The 18,685-nt window shown below is 43.5% G+C and carries 11 protein-coding genes; 10 read left to right on the forward strand and 1 reads right to left on the reverse strand.

What is annotated here, in order from left to right; translation table 11 throughout:
• Nucleotides 1–389: 389 nt before the first annotated feature.
• From PV403_RS20530 to PV403_RS20570, 9 genes are all read left to right on the forward strand, one after another.
• Nucleotides 390–6,098, forward strand: coding sequence for a pectinesterase family protein (locus PV403_RS20530; RefSeq protein WP_332085859.1), 5,709 nt, complete (start codon nucleotides 390–392; stop codon nucleotides 6,096–6,098).
• A gap of 234 nt (nucleotides 6,099–6,332) precedes the next feature.
• Nucleotides 6,333–8,690, forward strand: coding sequence for a helix-turn-helix domain-containing protein (locus PV403_RS20535; RefSeq protein WP_332085860.1), 2,358 nt, complete (start codon nucleotides 6,333–6,335; stop codon nucleotides 8,688–8,690).
• 324 nt (nucleotides 8,691–9,014) lie between these two features.
• A complete protein-coding gene (locus tag PV403_RS20540; RefSeq protein WP_249717717.1) occupies nucleotides 9,015–9,923 on the forward strand; it encodes an ABC transporter permease in 909 nt (302 codons plus the stop codon).
• Between the two features lie 18 nt (nucleotides 9,924–9,941).
• The gene (locus PV403_RS20545; RefSeq protein ID WP_213535309.1) at nucleotides 9,942–10,814 is read left to right on the forward strand and encodes a carbohydrate ABC transporter permease; all 873 of its coding nucleotides are present in this window, start codon (nucleotides 9,942–9,944) and stop codon (nucleotides 10,812–10,814) included.
• A gap of 28 nt (nucleotides 10,815–10,842) precedes the next feature.
• Nucleotides 10,843–12,339, forward strand: coding sequence for an extracellular solute-binding protein (locus PV403_RS20550; protein WP_332085861.1), 1,497 nt, complete (start codon nucleotides 10,843–10,845; stop codon nucleotides 12,337–12,339).
• Between the two features lie 286 nt (nucleotides 12,340–12,625).
• Nucleotides 12,626–13,978, forward strand: coding sequence for a sodium-dependent transporter (locus tag PV403_RS20555; protein WP_213535311.1), 1,353 nt, complete (start codon nucleotides 12,626–12,628; stop codon nucleotides 13,976–13,978).
• Nucleotides 13,979–14,167: 189 nt separating this feature from the next.
• Nucleotides 14,168–15,196: a hypothetical protein gene (locus PV403_RS20560; RefSeq protein ID WP_332085862.1), complete on the forward strand. Its 1,029-nt coding sequence runs from the start codon at nucleotides 14,168–14,170 to the stop codon at nucleotides 15,194–15,196.
• A 9-nt stretch (nucleotides 15,197–15,205) separates the two neighbouring features.
• Complete coding sequence (locus PV403_RS20565) at nucleotides 15,206–15,754, forward strand: hypothetical protein (protein ID WP_332085863.1); 549 nt, start codon at nucleotides 15,206–15,208, stop codon at nucleotides 15,752–15,754.
• Nucleotides 15,755–15,825: 71 nt separating this feature from the next.
• Complete coding sequence (locus tag PV403_RS20570) at nucleotides 15,826–16,461, forward strand: DUF975 family protein (protein WP_332085864.1); 636 nt, start codon at nucleotides 15,826–15,828, stop codon at nucleotides 16,459–16,461.
• A 79-nt stretch (nucleotides 16,462–16,540) separates the two neighbouring features.
• Here the strand turns inward: PV403_RS20570 and PV403_RS20575 are convergent, their stop codons facing one another.
• On the reverse strand, nucleotides 16,541–17,581 hold the full coding sequence (locus tag PV403_RS20575) for a serine hydrolase domain-containing protein (RefSeq protein ID WP_332085865.1): 1,041 nt from the start codon (nucleotides 17,579–17,581) through the stop codon (nucleotides 16,541–16,543).
• A 222-nt stretch (nucleotides 17,582–17,803) separates the two neighbouring features.
• Between PV403_RS20575 and PV403_RS20580 the strand changes: the two genes are divergently transcribed.
• Nucleotides 17,804–18,685, forward strand: a complete 882-nt coding sequence (locus PV403_RS20580; protein WP_332085866.1) for a polysaccharide deacetylase family protein — start codon at nucleotides 17,804–17,806, stop codon at nucleotides 18,683–18,685.

An 18,685-nucleotide genomic window follows, 5' to 3' on the forward strand; every position in this document is an offset into this window, starting at 1 on the left:
TTGATTTGAAATCATCCGAGACACCACCTGAAATTTATACTTTTATTATACAAAAAATCAGGATGCCTTTCCTCAATATTGAGGAAAGGCATCCTGATTTTAGATATTGGACTTTTTCAGTGGCCTCGGCACATGAGAGGGGTCTTTTTTTGTCCTATTATAGTGATGTGCAGAAATGAGCAAGAAGTATGCAGTAAACAACTTTATTGATAACGCTTACATAAGAATTCTTAATCTAATCGGGAGGTTGCTTCAGATATATAGCTTGTAAGTGTTGCCCTGACTGATAATGAGGATAATCTCTGAGACAAAAATCATGGAAAGTTCAGATCAGGGAGGTAAGGAGGATGTAAAGCAAGGAAGCTATTCATTTGAGGAGGGATTGTTTAATGTTGAAAAAACTCGGTGTGCTGCTGCTTGTTCTATCGCTTATTGCATCCATGCAGCCAGCTGCTGCGGCAACGTCTGATGTTTCGTCAGAAGCACCCGCTCTGCCGGCATTTCCTGGAGCAGAGGGCGGAGGCATGTATACGACTGGCGGACGTGGCAGTGAGACGGTGTATGTCACTACATTAAAAGACAGCGGACCGGGTTCACTAAGAGAGGCAGTAGCTAAAAGTAATGCAACCATCGTTTTTGAAGTGGGAGGGACGATCCATCTTGAATCCCCGCTCAAAATTACAGGCTCTAACTTGACGATTGCAGGACAAACCGCACCGGGAGAAGGCATAACGATATCGGATTACACCACTTCTTTTGCAGGTGATAATCTGATCATCCGTTATTTAAGATTTCGTCTGGGAGATCGTTATGTAAATGAAGATGATGCTTTTGGTGGTCGTTACCACAAGAACATTATCATTGATCACTGTTCATTCAGCTGGTCAGTTGATGAGGTGCTCAGCGTCTATGATAACGAAAATACAACGATTCAGTGGTCCATCGTTTCTGAAAGTATGCTGATGACCACACATTTTAAAGGCAGACATGGATATGGCGGGATATGGGGAGGAAAGAATGCAAGCTTCCATCATAACCTGATTGCCCATAATGCCAGCAGAAATCCTCGGCTTCCAGGTAAATCTCCAGAAGATAACGTAGATTTTTATAATAATGTCATCTATAACTGGGGATTTTTCTCCACTTATGGAGGGGAAGTCGGGCAGTACAACATTCGAGACAATTACTATAAATATGGGTCAAATACTTATCGTACGGTCCGCGACAATATTTTTCAGGAAGTTCATGAAGGCTCGAAAATATATATTGGCGGCAACTATGTAGATGGATCAGAAGAAGTGACAAGTGATAACTGGAAAGGGGTACCGATTGTTCGTAACCCAGCTTCCAAGCTGAATACACCGATCGTAATGCCAAACCCATCGGCACCGGAAACCGCGACGGATGCTTATGAGAGCGTGCTCGAAGGAGCGGGTGCTGTGCTTCCGCGAAGAGACTCGGTTGACGCAAGGATCATCAGAGATACAGCGGAACGGACCGGGGAACATATTAATTCTCAGAAAGAGGTTGGAGGGTACCCGGAATTTGCGTCTGTGAAGTCTGATCTAGCGGATGATGACAGGGACGGAATGCCGAATGTGTGGGAGACTCAGCAGGGGCTGAATCCTAACGATCCTTCTGATCGAAATGGGACGCAGCAGTCTGGATATACGAACCTAGAGGTATATCTAAACGGAATTGTCAGCAGTGGCTCCGTGAGTCCTGTAGTTACCATCAATTCACCAACACATCATACGATAATTACAGCAGGAGACTCCGTTACCATTGCGGCAGAAGCAATAGATCCAGATGGATCCATTGACCGAGTGGAATTTTATCAAGGGGATCAGCTGCTTGGGGAAGATAAAGCAGAGCCTTATTCTTTTGAATGGAAGGACATTCCTGATGGTACGTTTTATATAACGGCCAAAGCAATCGATAATACAGGAACCGCTGCACAGTCAGACAAAGTGACGATTCATGCCAACACAGAAGGAAATACAGAGCCATGGGTTTCAAAGGATATTGGAAATCCAGGAATCGCTGGTCATCTTCAAATCGGTGCGGACATTTCAGAAGTTACACTGAAAAGTGCCGGAGATATTGGTGGTCCTGCCGATGCGTTTCATTTTGCCTACCAAGAACTTGTCGGTAACGGTGAAATTATAGCAAAAATAGAGCACATCACAGGAACAGATAATGAGGCTGAGGCAGGTGTGATGATTCGTGAAAGCCTTGAGCCGGGTTCTAAGATGGCAGCTCTGATGATTCCATACGTTAAGGAAGGAAAGAAAACGGTCCTCATTTCGAGAACTGCCAGCGGAAAAAATGCAGTTACGAAAGAGCCAGAAGCTTTTGTAAATACACCGTACTGGGTCAAACTTATGCGCCTGGATGACAAAATCACAGCACTGACTTCAAAGGATGGGATCGAATGGACACAGTTTGATACGATCACTCTTCCGATGAATGAAAAGGTATATTACGGTCTTGCAGCAGATGCCTCCAAAGCAAATGATGAGGTGCTGAAATATAATACTTCAAGGTTCACAGGAGCAGAGGTCAAAAACCTGAAAGCTGATTACCCTGTAGCACCAACCGGAATAAAGACTGAGGCTGGAGATCAGCAAGTGAAACTGTCTTGGAATGAAGTTCCTCAGGCAGAGAGTTACCATATTTATTCTAGTACGATACCTGGCGGACCTTATGAACAGGTCGCATCCGCTGTTACAGGTTCTTCGTACCTTCACACGGGTCTGACTTCAGGGCTTGCTTATTATTATGTTTTGACAACAGTGAACGCGAGCGGCGAAAGCTTCCGTTCTTCCGAAGTAAGCGCGATACCGACAGGATCGGTCGGAACGATCCATGTGGTAGATGATAACTTTGAAGAGGTTGAACTCGGCGCCACCCCTGCAGGTTATGTCGTTCTTCCCGATCCACAGGATGCCGACCATACAGTAACTGTGGTAGATACTCCAGCAAGTTCAACAGGAAATTCATCGGCGAAGAGTCTAAAAGTTTATGATAACGCGCCTGTGAATACCCAATTCACTCGGCAGTTTACAAAACAGACAGGTGCATTTGTTGTAGAAGCTGACGTGATGTCCGAATCATGGCCGGGTACTTCCGTCCTGCTTCAGCTTCAGGATGAGACAGGTACCAAGATTCCGCTGTCCATTGAAATCCGGAAACCAACCCAGCCAGCGGCAGAAGGAACGGACACTTTCGTATATAAACGCAGTGGAGCGGACTATAAGCTTGCAGACCGTCCAGAAAATAACCGCTGGTATAATGTGAAGGTAGCAGTGGACATCACTGCACAGACTGCGGATATCTATATTGATCATGTGCTTAGTGCAGATGATGTACCGCTTCAAGCGGATGTGCGAGCTAGTGGGATCAGCCGCATTATGGGCAAGATGCCGGGAAGCGGCAAGGGTACGATCTATTATGACAACCTAAAAGTGTATAACGAACCTGTAGCGTCTCCAAAAGGACTGAAAGCTTTGCCTGGCAATGGAAAAGTTCAACTCGAGTGGCAGCCGGCTGCAGGAGCTGCTTCTTATACGGTGAAACGCAGTCAAAAAGATGGCGGTCCTTATGAGATACTAGCAAAAGGACTGACCGAATTTAGCTATGTCGATGAAACCGTTAAGAACGAAGTCAATTACTATTACGTAGTGACAGCAACAGGACCCGCTGGAGAGAGCGGCCTATCCAATCAGGCCACAGCACTGCCAAGCGCAAGCGCAGTGAAACCAGATGCTCCAAGCGGACTTACCGCTGCTGCCCGGAGTGGTCAGATAGATCTGAATTGGCAGCCGCTTACACAGGCGGTGACTTATACGGTGAAACGCAGTCAGACCATGACAGGACCTTTCGAGATGGTTGCCAGTAAAATTAGCGGTTCCTCCTATCGAGATTCCGGTCTTGTAAATGGACAGGTATATTACTATACGGTATCTGCTTCAAGTGTTGCAGGTGAGGGACCCGATAGTGAACCCGTTCAAGTTACACCTGTTCTACAGCTGAGAACACCGGAGATAACAGGCGAAAGTATCTCTCAGGGTGCCCTTATTTCTTGGTCTGCTGTGGATGCAGCTGAGAACTATTCCGTACAGCGAGCTGTATACGCGGATGGACCATTTGAGGAACTAGGGATTGCCGAATCCACATCCTATACGGATACGAATGTAATTAGCGGCAAGCCATATTATTATCAGGTAATTGCCAAAAATCAGGATTCGCGTAGTTTGGGATCGAAAGTGGTTGTTGTGAAACCTCAAGAACGCGAGGGATCGCCACCGGCAGGACCTCAGGGAGTTATGATTGTGCCGAGCAATGAACGGCTTACCCTGAAATGGGAACCTCTAGCAGGAGCCGATACGTATTCGGTGAAAAGAAGCTCGTCTCAAGACGGCTCTTATCTAACCATCGCGGATGGTTTGACAGAAACTTCCTTTACTGACACAGGCCTTACGAACGGAGAATCTTATTACTATATTGTATCTGCCGTCATCGGGGGAGTTGAAAGCGCAGCTTCACTTCCCATCAGTGATACTCCAGCCCGTAGTATTACCGTGGCACTAGACGGAAGCGGAGATTATCAGACCGTACAAGAGGCCATTAATGCAGTACCAGATCAAAATACATCCCAGATGATTATTTATATTAAGAACGGCACCTATCGCGAGAAATTGGTCCTTCCGGCTACGAAACCGAACATTCGGATGATCGGGGAGAGCAGGGAAGGTACCGTTCTCGTATATGGCGACAGTGCGAATACCCCGGGAGCCGACGGCTTGCCAATGGGAACTTCCAATAGTTCTGGATTCAAGGTGCTGGCAAACGACTATTCAGCAGAGCGATTAACCATTATGAATGATGCGGGAGATGACGCCGGTCAGGCGGTTGCCTTATATACTAAAGGAGATCGTATGACATTCCGGGAAGTAAATCTGAAGGGTTATCAAGATACCTTCTATGCCAATGATGGTCGTCAGTATTTTGTAGACAGTTATATTGAAGGGGATGTTGATTTTATCTTTGGCGGAGCAACTGTTGTTTTTGAGAACAGTATTATTCACAGTCTGAATGATGGTTACGTCACAGCGGCATCAACCCCGGAAGACAAACTAGGCTATGTATTCTTGAATAGCCGATTCACTGCAGAACCAGGACTTACAGGTACAGTTCCTTTGGGACGTCCGTGGAGACCTTATTCTAATGTATATGTCATTAACAGTGAACTCGGTGATCACATTGAACCAACGGGATGGGATAACTGGAGAAATCCTACGAATGAACTCACCGCCCGCTATGGGGAATTTGCGAGTTACGGCCCAGGCGCGAATCCATCGGCAAGATACGCTTGGTCAACACAGCTAACATATGAGGAAGCATCTTTGCTCACTCCTGAACATATTCTTTCTGGAGATGATGGATGGAACCCAGCCTCTATGATTGCCGTTCCAGACGGAGATACAGCTTTATCTTCAGTCATCATCGGCGGCCAGCCGCTGCCAGAATTTGATGCAAACCGGTTATCTTATGAAGTTACAGTAGGAGCTGGTGAGGATGTACCTCTACTAGAAGCTGCGGTTCGTTCTGCATATGCGAAAGTGGACATTATACAGGCGGATGCGGATTCAAGGCAGGCTCTTATTACGGTTACTGCACAAGATGGAAGTGAACGTAACTATACAATCCAGTTTAATACACAGGAACAAATCGATCAGACACCGCCGCAGTTAACTCTTTCCGTTGATAAGCCGGTATTGTACCCAAGGGGCAACAAGCTGGAAGCGATCAAAGTAACGGCTTCTGCGGAAGATGACCATTCCGGAGTAGCGGTGATTAATCTGGTGTCAATTACAAGCAGTGATGAAGACAAACATGAAGGACATCCAAGAGCAGATATTCAAGAAGCAGAGTTTGGTACTCCTGATTTTGAATTTATGCTTCGTGCTGAAGTAAAAGGCGGTTTGAAAGAGCGTATATATACAATCGTATATGAAGCGATTGATCATGCAGGGAACCGGACACTTGCCGAGACTACCGTTACAGTGATAAAAGAAAAAGGAAAAGAAAATTAAATTTTGTTCACTAAGTTAGGAAAATGATGAGGATAGAGGTACCCCGTTTGCTTACATGCAGACAGGGTGCCTCTATTTTTTGTATACAACAAATTGATGCAAGTAAAAAGGAGTCATTTAAGTCATGTCGAATGAAATATATAGTATAATTTGACAATAATGAGTAATTATTTCAAATAATGTTGTAAACGCTGCCATAATAGTTAAGCTTGGGTTAGAGGTGGAGGGTGAGTCATGCGCAACTATTGGATCAAGCTTTTGGTATTCTGTCTTTTACTCGGTGCGGTACCTACCCTATTTATCGGCCTGTTTTCTTACATCACAGCTTCTCAAGATGTTAAGGACAAAGTTCAGGCAGCCAATATGCTTGTGTTACAACAGACCGAAATGCAAGTAGAGCAAATGCTGCATACGTTAGAAGATTCAGTCACGCAGTTTGCAAACACGGCTTTGGTTCAGGAAGCCTTTCATCAATCCCTTACCAACGAAGACTTCATTACCGTTCGAAAGCTTACGAATGAGATGGCGAATCTGCGGTCTTCGGCTGATATTAAAGATACGTATATTATTCAATTTGAAAAAGAATGGGCCATTCATTTTGCTGCACTCCGAAAGCTTCAGGAATTACCGAATTTAGATGAATTTGAAGCCTATGCAAGTGAATCTAAGGGACTGATGTGGAATACAAGAGCAAAAACTCAGCCTGCAGCTCAAACGGAGCCAGGCAGTGATAACTCAATGGATGCGCTGGAGGTTCCAGAGGAAACGATCAGTTTGATCTATAAACTGCCGTTGCTCGCGGGAACGGATAAACCGGAGGGCATGATTGTTGTCCGCGTGATGTCAGATGAGATAAGAAGAGTGCTGACGAAGAGTAAAGAACTCGGAAACAGTTATATTTTGGATGCCTCGGGTCAGATGTTTCTCTCTTCCGCTTCGGAGAAAAGAGAGTATGCAGAGATTAACCATGCCATTAGGGAACAAATAAGTGATACATCATCTTCCAGTGGCTTTTTTAACACGAAGTCAGGCGGCCAGAAACTTGGAGTGAGCTACCGTGTTTCCAATTACAATGACTGGGTGTACGTATCTGTTTCCTCAATCGCTGCTGTAACCAAGGAATCTCAGTCCATCGGTCTAATGACGATCGCTGTTTGTGTTTCTATATTGCTTCTCGTGGCGGCGATTTCATACTTTGGCAGCCAGCGCATGTATAAGCCGATTCGTTATCTGACACAGCTCACTAGAGAAGCCAACGAAGAATCAGACATGATGGAGCAGAAAGACGATTTAGTGTTGATTCAGGAAGGCATCCAGGCACTGGCTTCTACCAAAAGTAAACTTAAACACGTAATGCAAGGGCAAATTCGGCATTTACGCGAATTTTTTGTGATCAAACTCTTCACGGGGCAATTGTCGGAGGAAGAGCTGATTCAGCGCACCGATATGTATGGCTTCCCAAGAGAATGGGAGCATCTGTTGGTCTTTGCCATTCAAATTGATGATCTTTCCTATACGAGGTACGCAGATGAGGACCGTGAACTTTTATTATTCGCGCTAAATAATATTGTAGAGGAATTGCTGCCCCCTGATCGCAGATTTAGTCCCGTTTTACTTGGTGGAACTCAGATCACATTGATTGCGAACCCGGAAGGAAGCAAAGAAGAAATTTTAAATTATGCGGCAGAGCAAGCTGAAATGATACAAGCCAAAGCAATGGAGTATCTACAGCTTCAGATCAGTATCGGGGTGAGCAGACCTTTCCACAATATAGCAGATGCGGTCATCGCTTATGGGGAAAGTCTAGAAGCGCTGCGCTGCAGAAACAGCCTTGGTTCCGGCATGATTGTCCGTGTTGAAGAAATCGACAAACGCGCGTCAGGCGAAACGGCGGTATATGGACATCTCAAACCACTTGAAGAGCAGATGGTACACTCTCTGCGGGAAGCTGATCTTGAGAAAACCATAGGAATGCTGGATCAGTATCTGTCTGCTGTATTGCACAAAAACAGCTACGTCAAAGAAAGACGTATTCTACTTTTACAGCTGATGATGCGAATTCTGCAGATTGTTCAAGAACAAGGAATTCCGGTCCATAAGATCATTGAAGGAGAGAAAACAATTGAGCGGTTCCTAAAACTACAGACTCACGAGGAGATTAGGTCGTGGTTCGAGCATAGGCTGCTTACTCCGATTGCAAGTATACTGCAAGAACGGCAGGAGAGTCAGTTTGTCAGCGCGGCTGAAAAAATTGTGTCCATTATACACGAACGTTATGACCAGGAACTCACACTCGAAGCGATTGCAGCAGAGCTTCATTTTCATCCGGTGTATCTAGGGCGTGTATTTAAGAAAGAGGTAGGGCGTACCTTTAGCGATTACGTAAGTGAGTTCCGGATGAAGATGGCTAAACACATGCTGGAGACGACAAACATGAAAATTTCGGAGATTGGTGAGAAATTAAGATATAAGAACATCAGTGCCTTTATCCGGGCATTTCGTAAAATGTATGGATCAACGCCAGGTCAATATAGAGAAGAGCGAAGCAGTTCGCGAATGGATACAGAAGGAAAGTCTGTAGATCATGCCTGAAAAAGGATGGATTCACTTTCTTTTCTTAGGAGCAGCATACCGGAATTTTCGGGGTGCTGCTTTTTTATATAAGCAGTAAAAATGATAAAGTTGTACCCTGCACATCGCTGGTTGCCTGCTGCGCATAAGTACGGTAATGACAGGTGTAATCAGCGGTCTTAGATTCAACATGCTGTGGAGGTTGCCCCGTAGGTATAGCTTGCACTGATTCCTGACTGTCATAATCAGGTCACCAAGCGACAAAGGAGGTAAACACCGCAAATGAAGAGCGAATCGACGTTACATAATCCGGACCAGGCAGATGCATTCGTACCTAAGTCTAAGATGAAGGGTGCGGTCATGCGTGATCTGATCCGGGATAGATGGTTGTATTTCATGTTAGCGCCGGGCATAGCTTACTTTATTATTTTCAAGTATGTTCCCATGTACGGCATTACGATGTCTTTTCAGGATTACCAACCTTACCTCGGTTTTTTTGACAGCCCATGGGTGGGGTTCAAGCATTTCGAAAGATTTTTTGGTGAACCGCAGTTTTGGATGTTGTTCCGTAATACAGCAATCCTAGCATTGTATAACTTGATTTTCTTTTTCCCATTGCCGATTATGCTGGCATTGATGCTGAATGAGGTTAGGTCTTCTTTTTATAAAAGATTTGTCCAAACCTTAGTGTATATTCCGCATTTTGTATCATGGGTTGTTGTAGTAGGTATTTTCTACATGCTCTTTACGACAGAGAATGGACTGATTAATGAGTTTTTATTCCAATTAACAGGTAAGAAAATCGCTTTTCTTCAGGATCCGGAATGGTTCCGAACGATGATCGTATCTCAATCCATATGGAAAGAAGTCGGCTGGGGGACTATTATCTTCCTTGCTGCCCTTGCTGGCGTAGACCTTCAGCTGTATGAAGCAGCGAGAATGGATGGCGCGGGGAGATGGCGTCAGCTGTGGCATATTACTTTGCCTGCGATTAAGAGTACCATTGTTATTTTGCTCATTCTTCGGCTCGGTAATTTCCTCGATTCCGGTTTCGAGCAAATCTTCCTGATGCTGAATCCAACCACTCGGGATGTAGGTGAAGTATTTGATACGTACGTCTATGTAAAAGGGTTGACCCAGGCGCAGTATAGCTACTCTGCAGCTGTTGGATTATTCAAATCGGTTGTGGGACTGGTCCTTGTCGTCTCGGCAAACTGGCTGGCTAAACGGTTTGGCGAAGAAGGCGTTTATTAAAGGAAGGGGTCAAATGCAATGAAACAAGATAAAACCATCGGAAACCGGTTATTTGATATCATCAACAACTCGCTGCTGCTTTTTGTGGCCTTAGCATGTTCACTGCCATTTATTTATGTGGTTGCCGTCTCTTTCACGAGTCCAGCTCAAGTGGCCCAAGGCGGGATCATTCTATTTCCGAAGGAATGGTCACTCTCGGCGTATCGTTACATTTTTTCTACCGATACACTGATGCGAAGTATGATGGTTTCGATATACATTACGGTAGTCGGTACGTTCATTAATCTGGTGTTCACTTCGCTTATGGCCTATCCGCTGGCGAAAAGACATCTTCGCGGACGCAGGACGATTATGATGGGAGTTCTGTTCACCATGCTGTTCGGCGGCGGACTGATCCCCACTTACTTTGTCGTAAAAGCGCTCCATTTAACGGATACCTTATGGTCCTTAATGATTCCTACGGCAATCAGTGCTTTTAACCTCATCGTGCTAAAAAACTTCTTTCAGCAAATCCCTGATGGACTGGAAGATTCAGCGAAAATCGATGGATGTAATGATCTAGGTGTTCTCATTCGGATTGTCTTGCCTTTATCCTTACCGGCGATGGCGACCTTTGGTCTGTTCTACGCGGTTGGGCACTGGAACCAGTTTTTTAACGCGATTCTTTATATCAATGACAATACGAAATGGCCTATTCAAGTATTACTTCGTGAGATCGTTATTCTTGCATCGGGCCGGATCGGCGACACCAATATTGATGACGCGGAAATACAGCCGCTGACGATTCGAATGGCGGTCATCGTGTTTGCAACGATTCCTATTTTGGTCGTATATCCGTTCCTGCAAAAACATTTTGCTAAAGGAGCAATGCTAGGCTCAGTAAAGGGTTAACTTATCATTTGATATAGGGGGAAAAAAGATGAAAAAGAAAGTTCATTTATTGTCCGCTTCCGTTATGACTGCTGCACTGGTATTATCCGCATGTGGGGGGGCAAAAGAGGCCGCTGTGATTGATGGAAGTAAGCCTTATTCACTGAAATATGTTGTAAATCAGGTAGGAGAGATTCCGACAAAAGGGAATGAGATCGAGAAAGCAATTATGGAGTACACGAACACCGATCTTAATATCCAGTGGATTCCAGCCTCTGCTTATGATGAAAAAGTGAATGTAATGATCGCTTCGGAAGAGCTTCCTCAGTTGATCAAGCTCGGATATAATCCAACAACGATTGGAGCACTCAAAAATGGACAGTTTTGGGAAGTAGGGCCCTATATCAAGGATTACCCTAACCTGGCAGCACAGAGCGAAGATTTCTATAATAACATCAACGTGAACGGTAAAATATACGGGGTGCCTTTGTTCCGTGACTTGGGACGGGCGACGCTGCACTACCGTAAAGACTGGCTTGATACACTTGGGCTTCAGGCTCCGGTTACCCTAGATGACTGGTACAACGTTATGAAAGCGATTGCTAAGGAAGATCCAGATAAGAACGGAAAAGATGACACGTATGGCCTTGTATTTGATAAAAAATACAATCAGGAAGCGGCCTCAACACTAACTCGCCTCGCCGTTTCCCAAGGTGCGCCTAACAAATGGGCGGTTGATGAAGAAGGTAATTTTACACCGGAATTCATGACCGAGCCTTACTTTGAAACCATGAACCTGGTAAAACGTCTGTATGAGGAAGGTTTAATCAATCAGGATTTTGCAGTCGTAGACACGAGCGAAATTGATAAGTTATACGAGTCAGGTCGTGCGGGAATTCGTTTCTCCGGAGGGAATGCCCAGTCTTGGCAGGATAAAGTCATTAAGAACGTTCCAGAAGCAGTGATTGATGTCGCACCGGTAACGGGCCCCGAAGGACGCAGACTCCCTGGAGAGACAGGCAACGCAGGATTCCTGGCTATTCCTAAGAAGACAGTAAAAACAGAAGAAGAAATGAAGCTGATTCTGAAATTTGTTGACCAGTTGATGGATCCAGAAATGGCGACTCTTTTAGTTAAAGGGGTAGAGAACAAACACTGGAAGGATGCAGGCGATGTAACGGAGGTACTGGACCGTGATGCGGATCTGAAAGAAGTAAAGCCGTACCGTGATACGATGCCGAACCGCAACGAAAACTATAATATTGAAAAGCTGGCCAAACAGCCAGATCTGTTCCGTAAAAGCCAAAAGTTTGTAAAAGAAAACGATGAATTTATCGTGCCTAACCCTGCATTGACTTTAGATTCTGCGATCTATGCGGAACGTGGTAAGGAGCTGGAGCTGATGACCACTGATGCACAGACGAAATATATTATGGGTCAAATTGATGAAGCTGGCTGGCAGGCAGCGATAGAACAATGGAAGAAGCAAGGCGGCGACCAATTGATGTCTGAATATAAAGAAGCTTACTTGAAAACAAATAAATAAGAGACAGGCGAGCAGCTATAGAGATAGAGGCAGTTAAACACTGCCTCTATTTTATTTTTTTGATGAGAGGTAACAAAGTCGAAGAATTGCAATAATGAAAAAATAAGCATTAATATTTTCGTGTTAATGCATTTCTGTAACTCAAATTTAGGTAAAAAGAATTATTCATTATTTAACATAACATTACATATATACGTTTAAAGTTCTATCTTGTATAATACATTATTATTTATTTAGTAGTTAGCAATAAATATTAGGTACGGATTTAACCGAGATGGAGGGCTTCATGGGACCAAATAAGACAAACGAAAAAGGCACAGGAACCAGCGAACGGTTCTCTTCTTCAAAAGGATTTATACTAGCCGCAATTGGCAGTGCAGTAGGACTGGGTAATATGTGGAAATTCCCTTACATCACAGGGGAAAATGGAGGCGCAGCCTTCTTTCTATTATTCATTGCATGTCTGGTTGCAGTAGGACTTCCTGTTCTGCTTGCTGAGCTTGCAATCGGCCGGGCAGGCCGGGGAAGTGCAGCTTCATCCTTCGTAAAAGCAGGGGGAGGGAGAATATGGGGGAAACTAGGGTTTATCTCCGTTATTGCGCCTTTCCTTATCATGACGTTCTATATCTTAGTAGCCGGCTGGACTCTTCATTATGCTGTCCTGTCCTTTAGCGGGCAGATGACGACGGGTGTAGATTTTGATGCTCAGTTTGATAAGTTTACGGGAAGTTACTTGCCTTTAATCTGGGCATTTGTTGCGATGGCGATTGTTGCTTTGGTTGTTATAAAAGGAATATCTGGCGGAATTGAGAAGTTTAATAAAGTGCTCATTCCTGGAATGCTTGTTCTGCTTGTTATTCTTATGATTCGTTCTATCACACTGCCAGGTGCGATGGAAGGTGTAAATTTCTTCTTAGCTCCTGATTTCTCGAAGCTTTCTCCAGAGGCCGGACTTGTTGCACTCGGACACGCTTTTTTCTCCTTATCTTTAGGAATGGGAACGATGATAACGTACGGAGCATTCGTGGATCGGAAACAATCGCTAGGATCAGCTACTCTTGCTGTAGGTGTAGGTGATTTGATCTATGCTTTCATAGCGGGTCTAATTATCTTCCCGACGACATTTGCTTTTGGGATTGATCCGAGTTCCGGTCCAGGGCTTGTATTTGTAGCTTTGCCGGCTGCTTTCTCAGCAATGCCGCTTGGCTGGTTGTTCGGAGGTCTGTTCTTTATCTTGCTGGCAATTGCCGCGCTGACTTCTCTTGTATCCTTGCTTCAAGTACCGGTTACGCATGCGATGGAAAAATGGAACTGGAGTCGTAACAATGCAGTGTGGATTATTTCCCTGCTGATCTTCTTGGTGAGTATTCCGTCAGCTCTTTCCATGGGTCTGATGAAGATTAATATTGGGGAACGTAATTTCTTTGATTATGTAGATTTCTTTGCTTCAAACTGGCTGCTTCCCATTGGCGGACTCATTGTTACTCTATTTGCGGGATACTTTTGGAAGACCGCTGCAAAAGAAGCAGGTCTTACGACTAAATGGTTCCGCATCTGGCTGTTCATGCTTCGTTATGTAGCGCCGATTCTGATGATATTCGTATTTTTACATTCAACTGGAATTCTAAAATTAGAATAAAGCAGGAACAAAAAAATATAATGAAATCTAAGGCTTCCCTTTTTACAGGGGAGCCTCTTTTCATTTTCTTATGAAGATGGATAGCAACAAACAACAAATTTCGACAATTATCTCTGCGTGCATCTGCTATATTGAAAATACATCTTTGAAAGATAGGGTGAAACTGTTCCTTAGAGGGGAGTTTCTACAATGAAAAGTTTGAGAAGAATGGAGTTATTGATTATAAGTCTGCTTATGATCGTATTGACTTTGATTATAATAATTTTGTTTTATATCCAGGGTAAAGAGCGTACCCCAATAGATCACAGTAGTCCGGAGATAATCACCGAATCCTATGAGACCATGCAGAATACCTCCCTAGAAGAAAGTGGAGAACCGGTTAATCCCTATTTTCCTAATGATCTTGCTGTGCCGCTGACGTCTGATCAAGGCAGAATTAAGGATCAGCATTCTTTTGCTATACAATCGATTCGAAAAACTAGCATTTTGATACACACGAATGAGGGTGAAAGAACGTTTAGCACACCGCCTCAAAATAACAGTATGATACTCGAAGCATTCGGCGACATTAATCTATCCAGTGCAAAAGCCGACATTCCAGAACCATCGGATGATGGGATTGTTTACATTCGTTTTCATGCAGAAGATGTAGTGTATTCGGTTGCATATGATTTGAATAGCAATACGTATCTTCTAGGTGGACAAAGGTATTATGCTACATATAATACGATAGGATATATGAATTTATTTTGCCGGCCGGACACAATCTTAGCTACGCTCGGTGAAATGAGGATGACTGACATGGAGACGGAAGATGTCTCAAGATATGTAGTTAATCAAAGCGAGCAGTACAAGACGAGTGAACTCAAGGTGCAAAATCAGAACTTTGCTGAATGGTATGATCACATCAAGGGAGATCCTAATTACAAACAGCAGATGCGTTTTTATTCGATCCTGGATGATAAAATAAAGACAATTCTTGTAGATGAACAAAATGGTGTTTTATTTACGGGTTTAAGTGTTTTTTTTACAAAGAACGAGGTAGAGACTGCTGACGGAATATCTATTGGTAGCAGTACGTATGATGTGGTAAGCCGGCTCGGAGAGCCGAGTAAAATGACCAGGAGCAAATGGAGCTACCAGGTGGATGAAGAGCATTATCTACATCTGTATATGAAAGAGAAGAAGGTTCAGTATATGTCACTTTCATTTCTATAGGCTGGAATCATGATCGATATGTGGAAAGGAGCTATTATGTTTGACCCAACTGTTTTTGATAACTTAAAAGTAGCACTCGAGAATGAGCTGTATGATATGGACAATTTAGATCAGCGTGTACGCATAACTGGCAGAGTAGACCGGATGGAACTTGCTGTGATGTCACGATTATTTCGGATACAGTTTCAATTAACGGATGATAACCTGATTACGGGTGAAATCGAACTTGCGGCATCACTGCAAGAGCTGGCTTCCGAAATTTTGGAACAGAAAGGCGCGGAGCCAGGCTGTGTACTGACCATTAGATACAGAATGCCAATTTCAAACCCCGATAAAAACTGTCCGCAGATTCAGCAGGTGATAGAGAAGATTTGGCCGGATCAGACGCTGACGCAGACGATCAGTTACGTATACGATCCAAGGAAGATATCGCCGATGCTCAGTACAACCGAAATATTATTTCCTCGAAAAATTAACGAAGAACAAATGAATGATATTCCAGAACTAGCACTGTATGCAGCGCAAACAGTTCAGGAGCTGAGAGACCAAATAAAGTAATCTTTAAGCAAGGTTCCCTGAGCTGAATAACCGTGCTATAATCGAGTTTTGACAGGAGGAATGAATAAATAATGGGCATTATGAAAATGAAACACCGCTCACTTGATGCGCTGAAAGGAAACTGGGGAAAAGCCATCTTACTGACGGTCCTTATCTCCATAATCACCGTGCTTATCCCAACAGCGATGGATATACAAAGAAGTGGAGGGGTTGAGCCCTGGGTTAACGAGGAGGCACCTGGTTCTCTTTTTAGTTTTGTATATGAGATTGTATTAATGCCGTTTTATGTTGGCGTATCATGGTTCTACATCAGTCTTGTTAGGAAAGAAAAAGCGCAAATTCGCAATATTTTTAAAATATACCAAGACGGTAGATTAACCTTAAAGTTAATATGGACGTATATTGTAATGATCTTCTTTATACTGTTATGGACTCTTCTTCTCATTGTTCCAGGAATTATTAAAAGTATTTCTTATTCGCAGACGTTGTACATATTAAGGGATCATCCTGAATATTCAGCAACCCAAGCGATCACAGAGAGCAGAAGACTTATGGACGGATATAAGTGGAAATATGTTCTGTTCCTTCTTAGCTTTATTGGATGGTTTTTGTTAACAGCCGTAACCTTTGGACTTGCTTGGTTCTTTGTAGGGCCTTATTTCTCAGCAGCACAAGCTGTATTCTATGATGAACTAAAAGAGCAATAGATAACTTGCGTACATCTCACCCTAAGACTTTTTAGAAATGAAAAAGCTGACGCCTTAGGAAACTGAAGTTCCTAAAGCATCAGCTTTTTTTAGTCCCTTGCTTAGCCGCAAGCAGAAGTTCCATCCCCATGGTAGTCGGGTTTAGATGGCTGTGATCGCGAATATTCGATAAGATCACCACACCAAACGGCAGATCAGGACGAAAACCAATGAAACTTTGATATCCATGAGTGCCAGCGCTGTGATAGAGGATTCCTTCTTGTGCATTCTGATGCCAGCCTAACCCGATTCTGAACTGATTGTTTTTTTGGAAATAGTTTTTTTGGGTAATAGAATAAATATCAAAAATTTCCCTATTTGGATGTACACCCATATGGGCGGAAAGAAAAGTAAGCAAATCACTAGCAGTTGAACGGAGTGCACCCGTACCGGGAAAATCATTCAACTCTATTGGTGGAGCTGCCCGGTGTCCTCTGTATCCAGGAACGAGTCTTGTCATCCCTTCGCTTGTGAGGCGAATCGAAGTATCTGGCATTTCCAGAGGAATGGTAATCATGTCTTGTACAGCATGTTCATAAGAAGTCTGCATCTCTGTAGCTAGAATATGCCCAAGCAGACCGATCCCGGCATTGGAGTAGCGGTAGGTCTTTCCTACACTTTCAGCGGAAGCGCGCCGTAAGTAGAAAGCAGCTTCAGACAAACTGAAAGTGGAACAGGAGTCACGGCTTTTCTCGGAATCAAATAAGTTACGGACTTTTCTCCAGATTTGCTTTTCCGGAAGACCGGAGGTATGCGTCGCCAGATGACGAAATGTAACCGGTGAGTCCGGAGGGAGAAGCGGAATATATTGACCTAATGAATCATCGATATCGAGGAAACGGTCATGATGTAAATGTGCTAGTAATGTGGTCGTAAATAGTTTTGTAATAGACCCAATTTCATAGATAAGTTCACTGTAATTCGTCGTAGTATAAGGATGGATATCACCTATTCCATAGACTCGTCTTTCATTTCCGTACACGGTTCCAATAACAAGTACGGACTCTTTATGTTTGTTATAATAGGTTTCGAGATTCCGATTAACCATACTTTGGATGATTTGTGACAAATACGGACTCACGATCGTTATGCTCCTTTGGAAAAAAGTTGTATGTAGTTATTACGTTTATTTTATCTGAATTGTAACCTCGTTGTCATTCAACAGATAGGGAATTCCTTTAATCTTATATCTGGGGCTAAGAAATAACCACAAATTTAGACAATTCCCCTTTTACGTCAAGTGGAATCGACAGCAGATTTAGAGGATCATGGCGTAAAAGAATCTATTAAATTATAGAAAGAAGTGACAACCTTGAGAAGACAACGGAAACAAAAACGCCCTGTATTTCGGGGAAGACAAGCAAGAAGAAGAATTCGTTATGATCGAGTATTGATCGCCGCGTTTATTTTGGCACTCTCGGTTTTTCTTATATGGAAGATTGGAAGTTTTGCTTTAGATCGATTCCCACAAGTAGCAGAATCTTCGGTGGTAGTACAACAACCTAGTATGCTAGGGGGATTTACCGTTGTACCGATGGCGAAAAAAGAGCCTGTTCGGTTTAAGGGTAAAGTTCAAAAAGTTGCATACCTCACTTTTGATGATGGTCCAAGTAAATATACGAATGATATTCTTGATGTACTTAAAGAAAATAAAGTACAAGGCACCTTTTTTATGGTAGGTACGGAAATACATAAATACCCGGATGCAGTGAAGCGAATGGTGGAAGAGGGCAGTTATCCGGGTATGCATACCATGACTCATGAATATCAGACACTTTACAAGAGCGGAAGTTCAGCCAATTTTATAAAAGAAGTGAAGCAGGAACAAAAGATCATTCAAGATTTGACAGGATATAAACCGTTTTTGGTTCGTGCACCCTTTGGCAGTGCTCCGCAGATCGGCGAAAAGTTCCGAGGCGATATTGCGAAAGCACAGTTTAAGCTGTGGGATTGGACCACAGATTCTCTGGATTGGGATTTGCCGGGTAAACCGAAACAAGTCATTGCCAATGTAAAACGAGATGTACACAAGGATGTGGAAGTTATTTTATTCCACGAAAAAGAGCAGACGGTGGAGGCACTTCCTGAGATTATCAAGCATCTGAAAAAGAAGGGGTATAAGATTGAAGTCTATAACCCGGAGAATCATCTTGTTATGAATTTCAAAAATGATTTACGTTTATAA

Source organism: Paenibacillus sp. GYB006, assembly GCF_036577645.1.
In the GTDB taxonomy this organism is placed as follows: domain Bacteria; phylum Bacillota; class Bacilli; order Paenibacillales; family Paenibacillaceae; genus Paenibacillus.

Bases quoted from the DNA above. Each gene is read 5' to 3' on its own strand.
- PV403_RS20565 (WP_332085863.1), top strand. From the start codon at position 15,206: ATGATCGATATGTGGAAAGGAGCTATTATGTTTGACCCAACTGTTTTT.
- PV403_RS20550 (WP_332085861.1), top strand. From the start codon at position 10,843: ATGAAAAAGAAAGTTCATTTATTGTCCGCTTCCGTTATGACTGCTGCA.
- PV403_RS20545 (WP_213535309.1), top strand. From the start codon at position 9,942: ATGAAACAAGATAAAACCATCGGAAACCGGTTATTTGATATCATCAAC.
- PV403_RS20540 (WP_249717717.1), top strand. From the start codon at position 9,015: ATGAAGGGTGCGGTCATGCGTGATCTGATCCGGGATAGATGGTTGTAT.
- PV403_RS20530 (WP_332085859.1), top strand. From the start codon at position 390: ATGTTGAAAAAACTCGGTGTGCTGCTGCTTGTTCTATCGCTTATTGCA.
- PV403_RS20555 (WP_213535311.1), top strand. From the start codon at position 12,626: ATGGGACCAAATAAGACAAACGAAAAAGGCACAGGAACCAGCGAACGG.
- PV403_RS20570 (WP_332085864.1), top strand. From the start codon at position 15,826: ATGGGCATTATGAAAATGAAACACCGCTCACTTGATGCGCTGAAAGGA.
- PV403_RS20560 (WP_332085862.1), top strand. From the start codon at position 14,168: ATGAAAAGTTTGAGAAGAATGGAGTTATTGATTATAAGTCTGCTTATG.
- PV403_RS20535 (WP_332085860.1), top strand. From the start codon at position 6,333: ATGCGCAACTATTGGATCAAGCTTTTGGTATTCTGTCTTTTACTCGGT.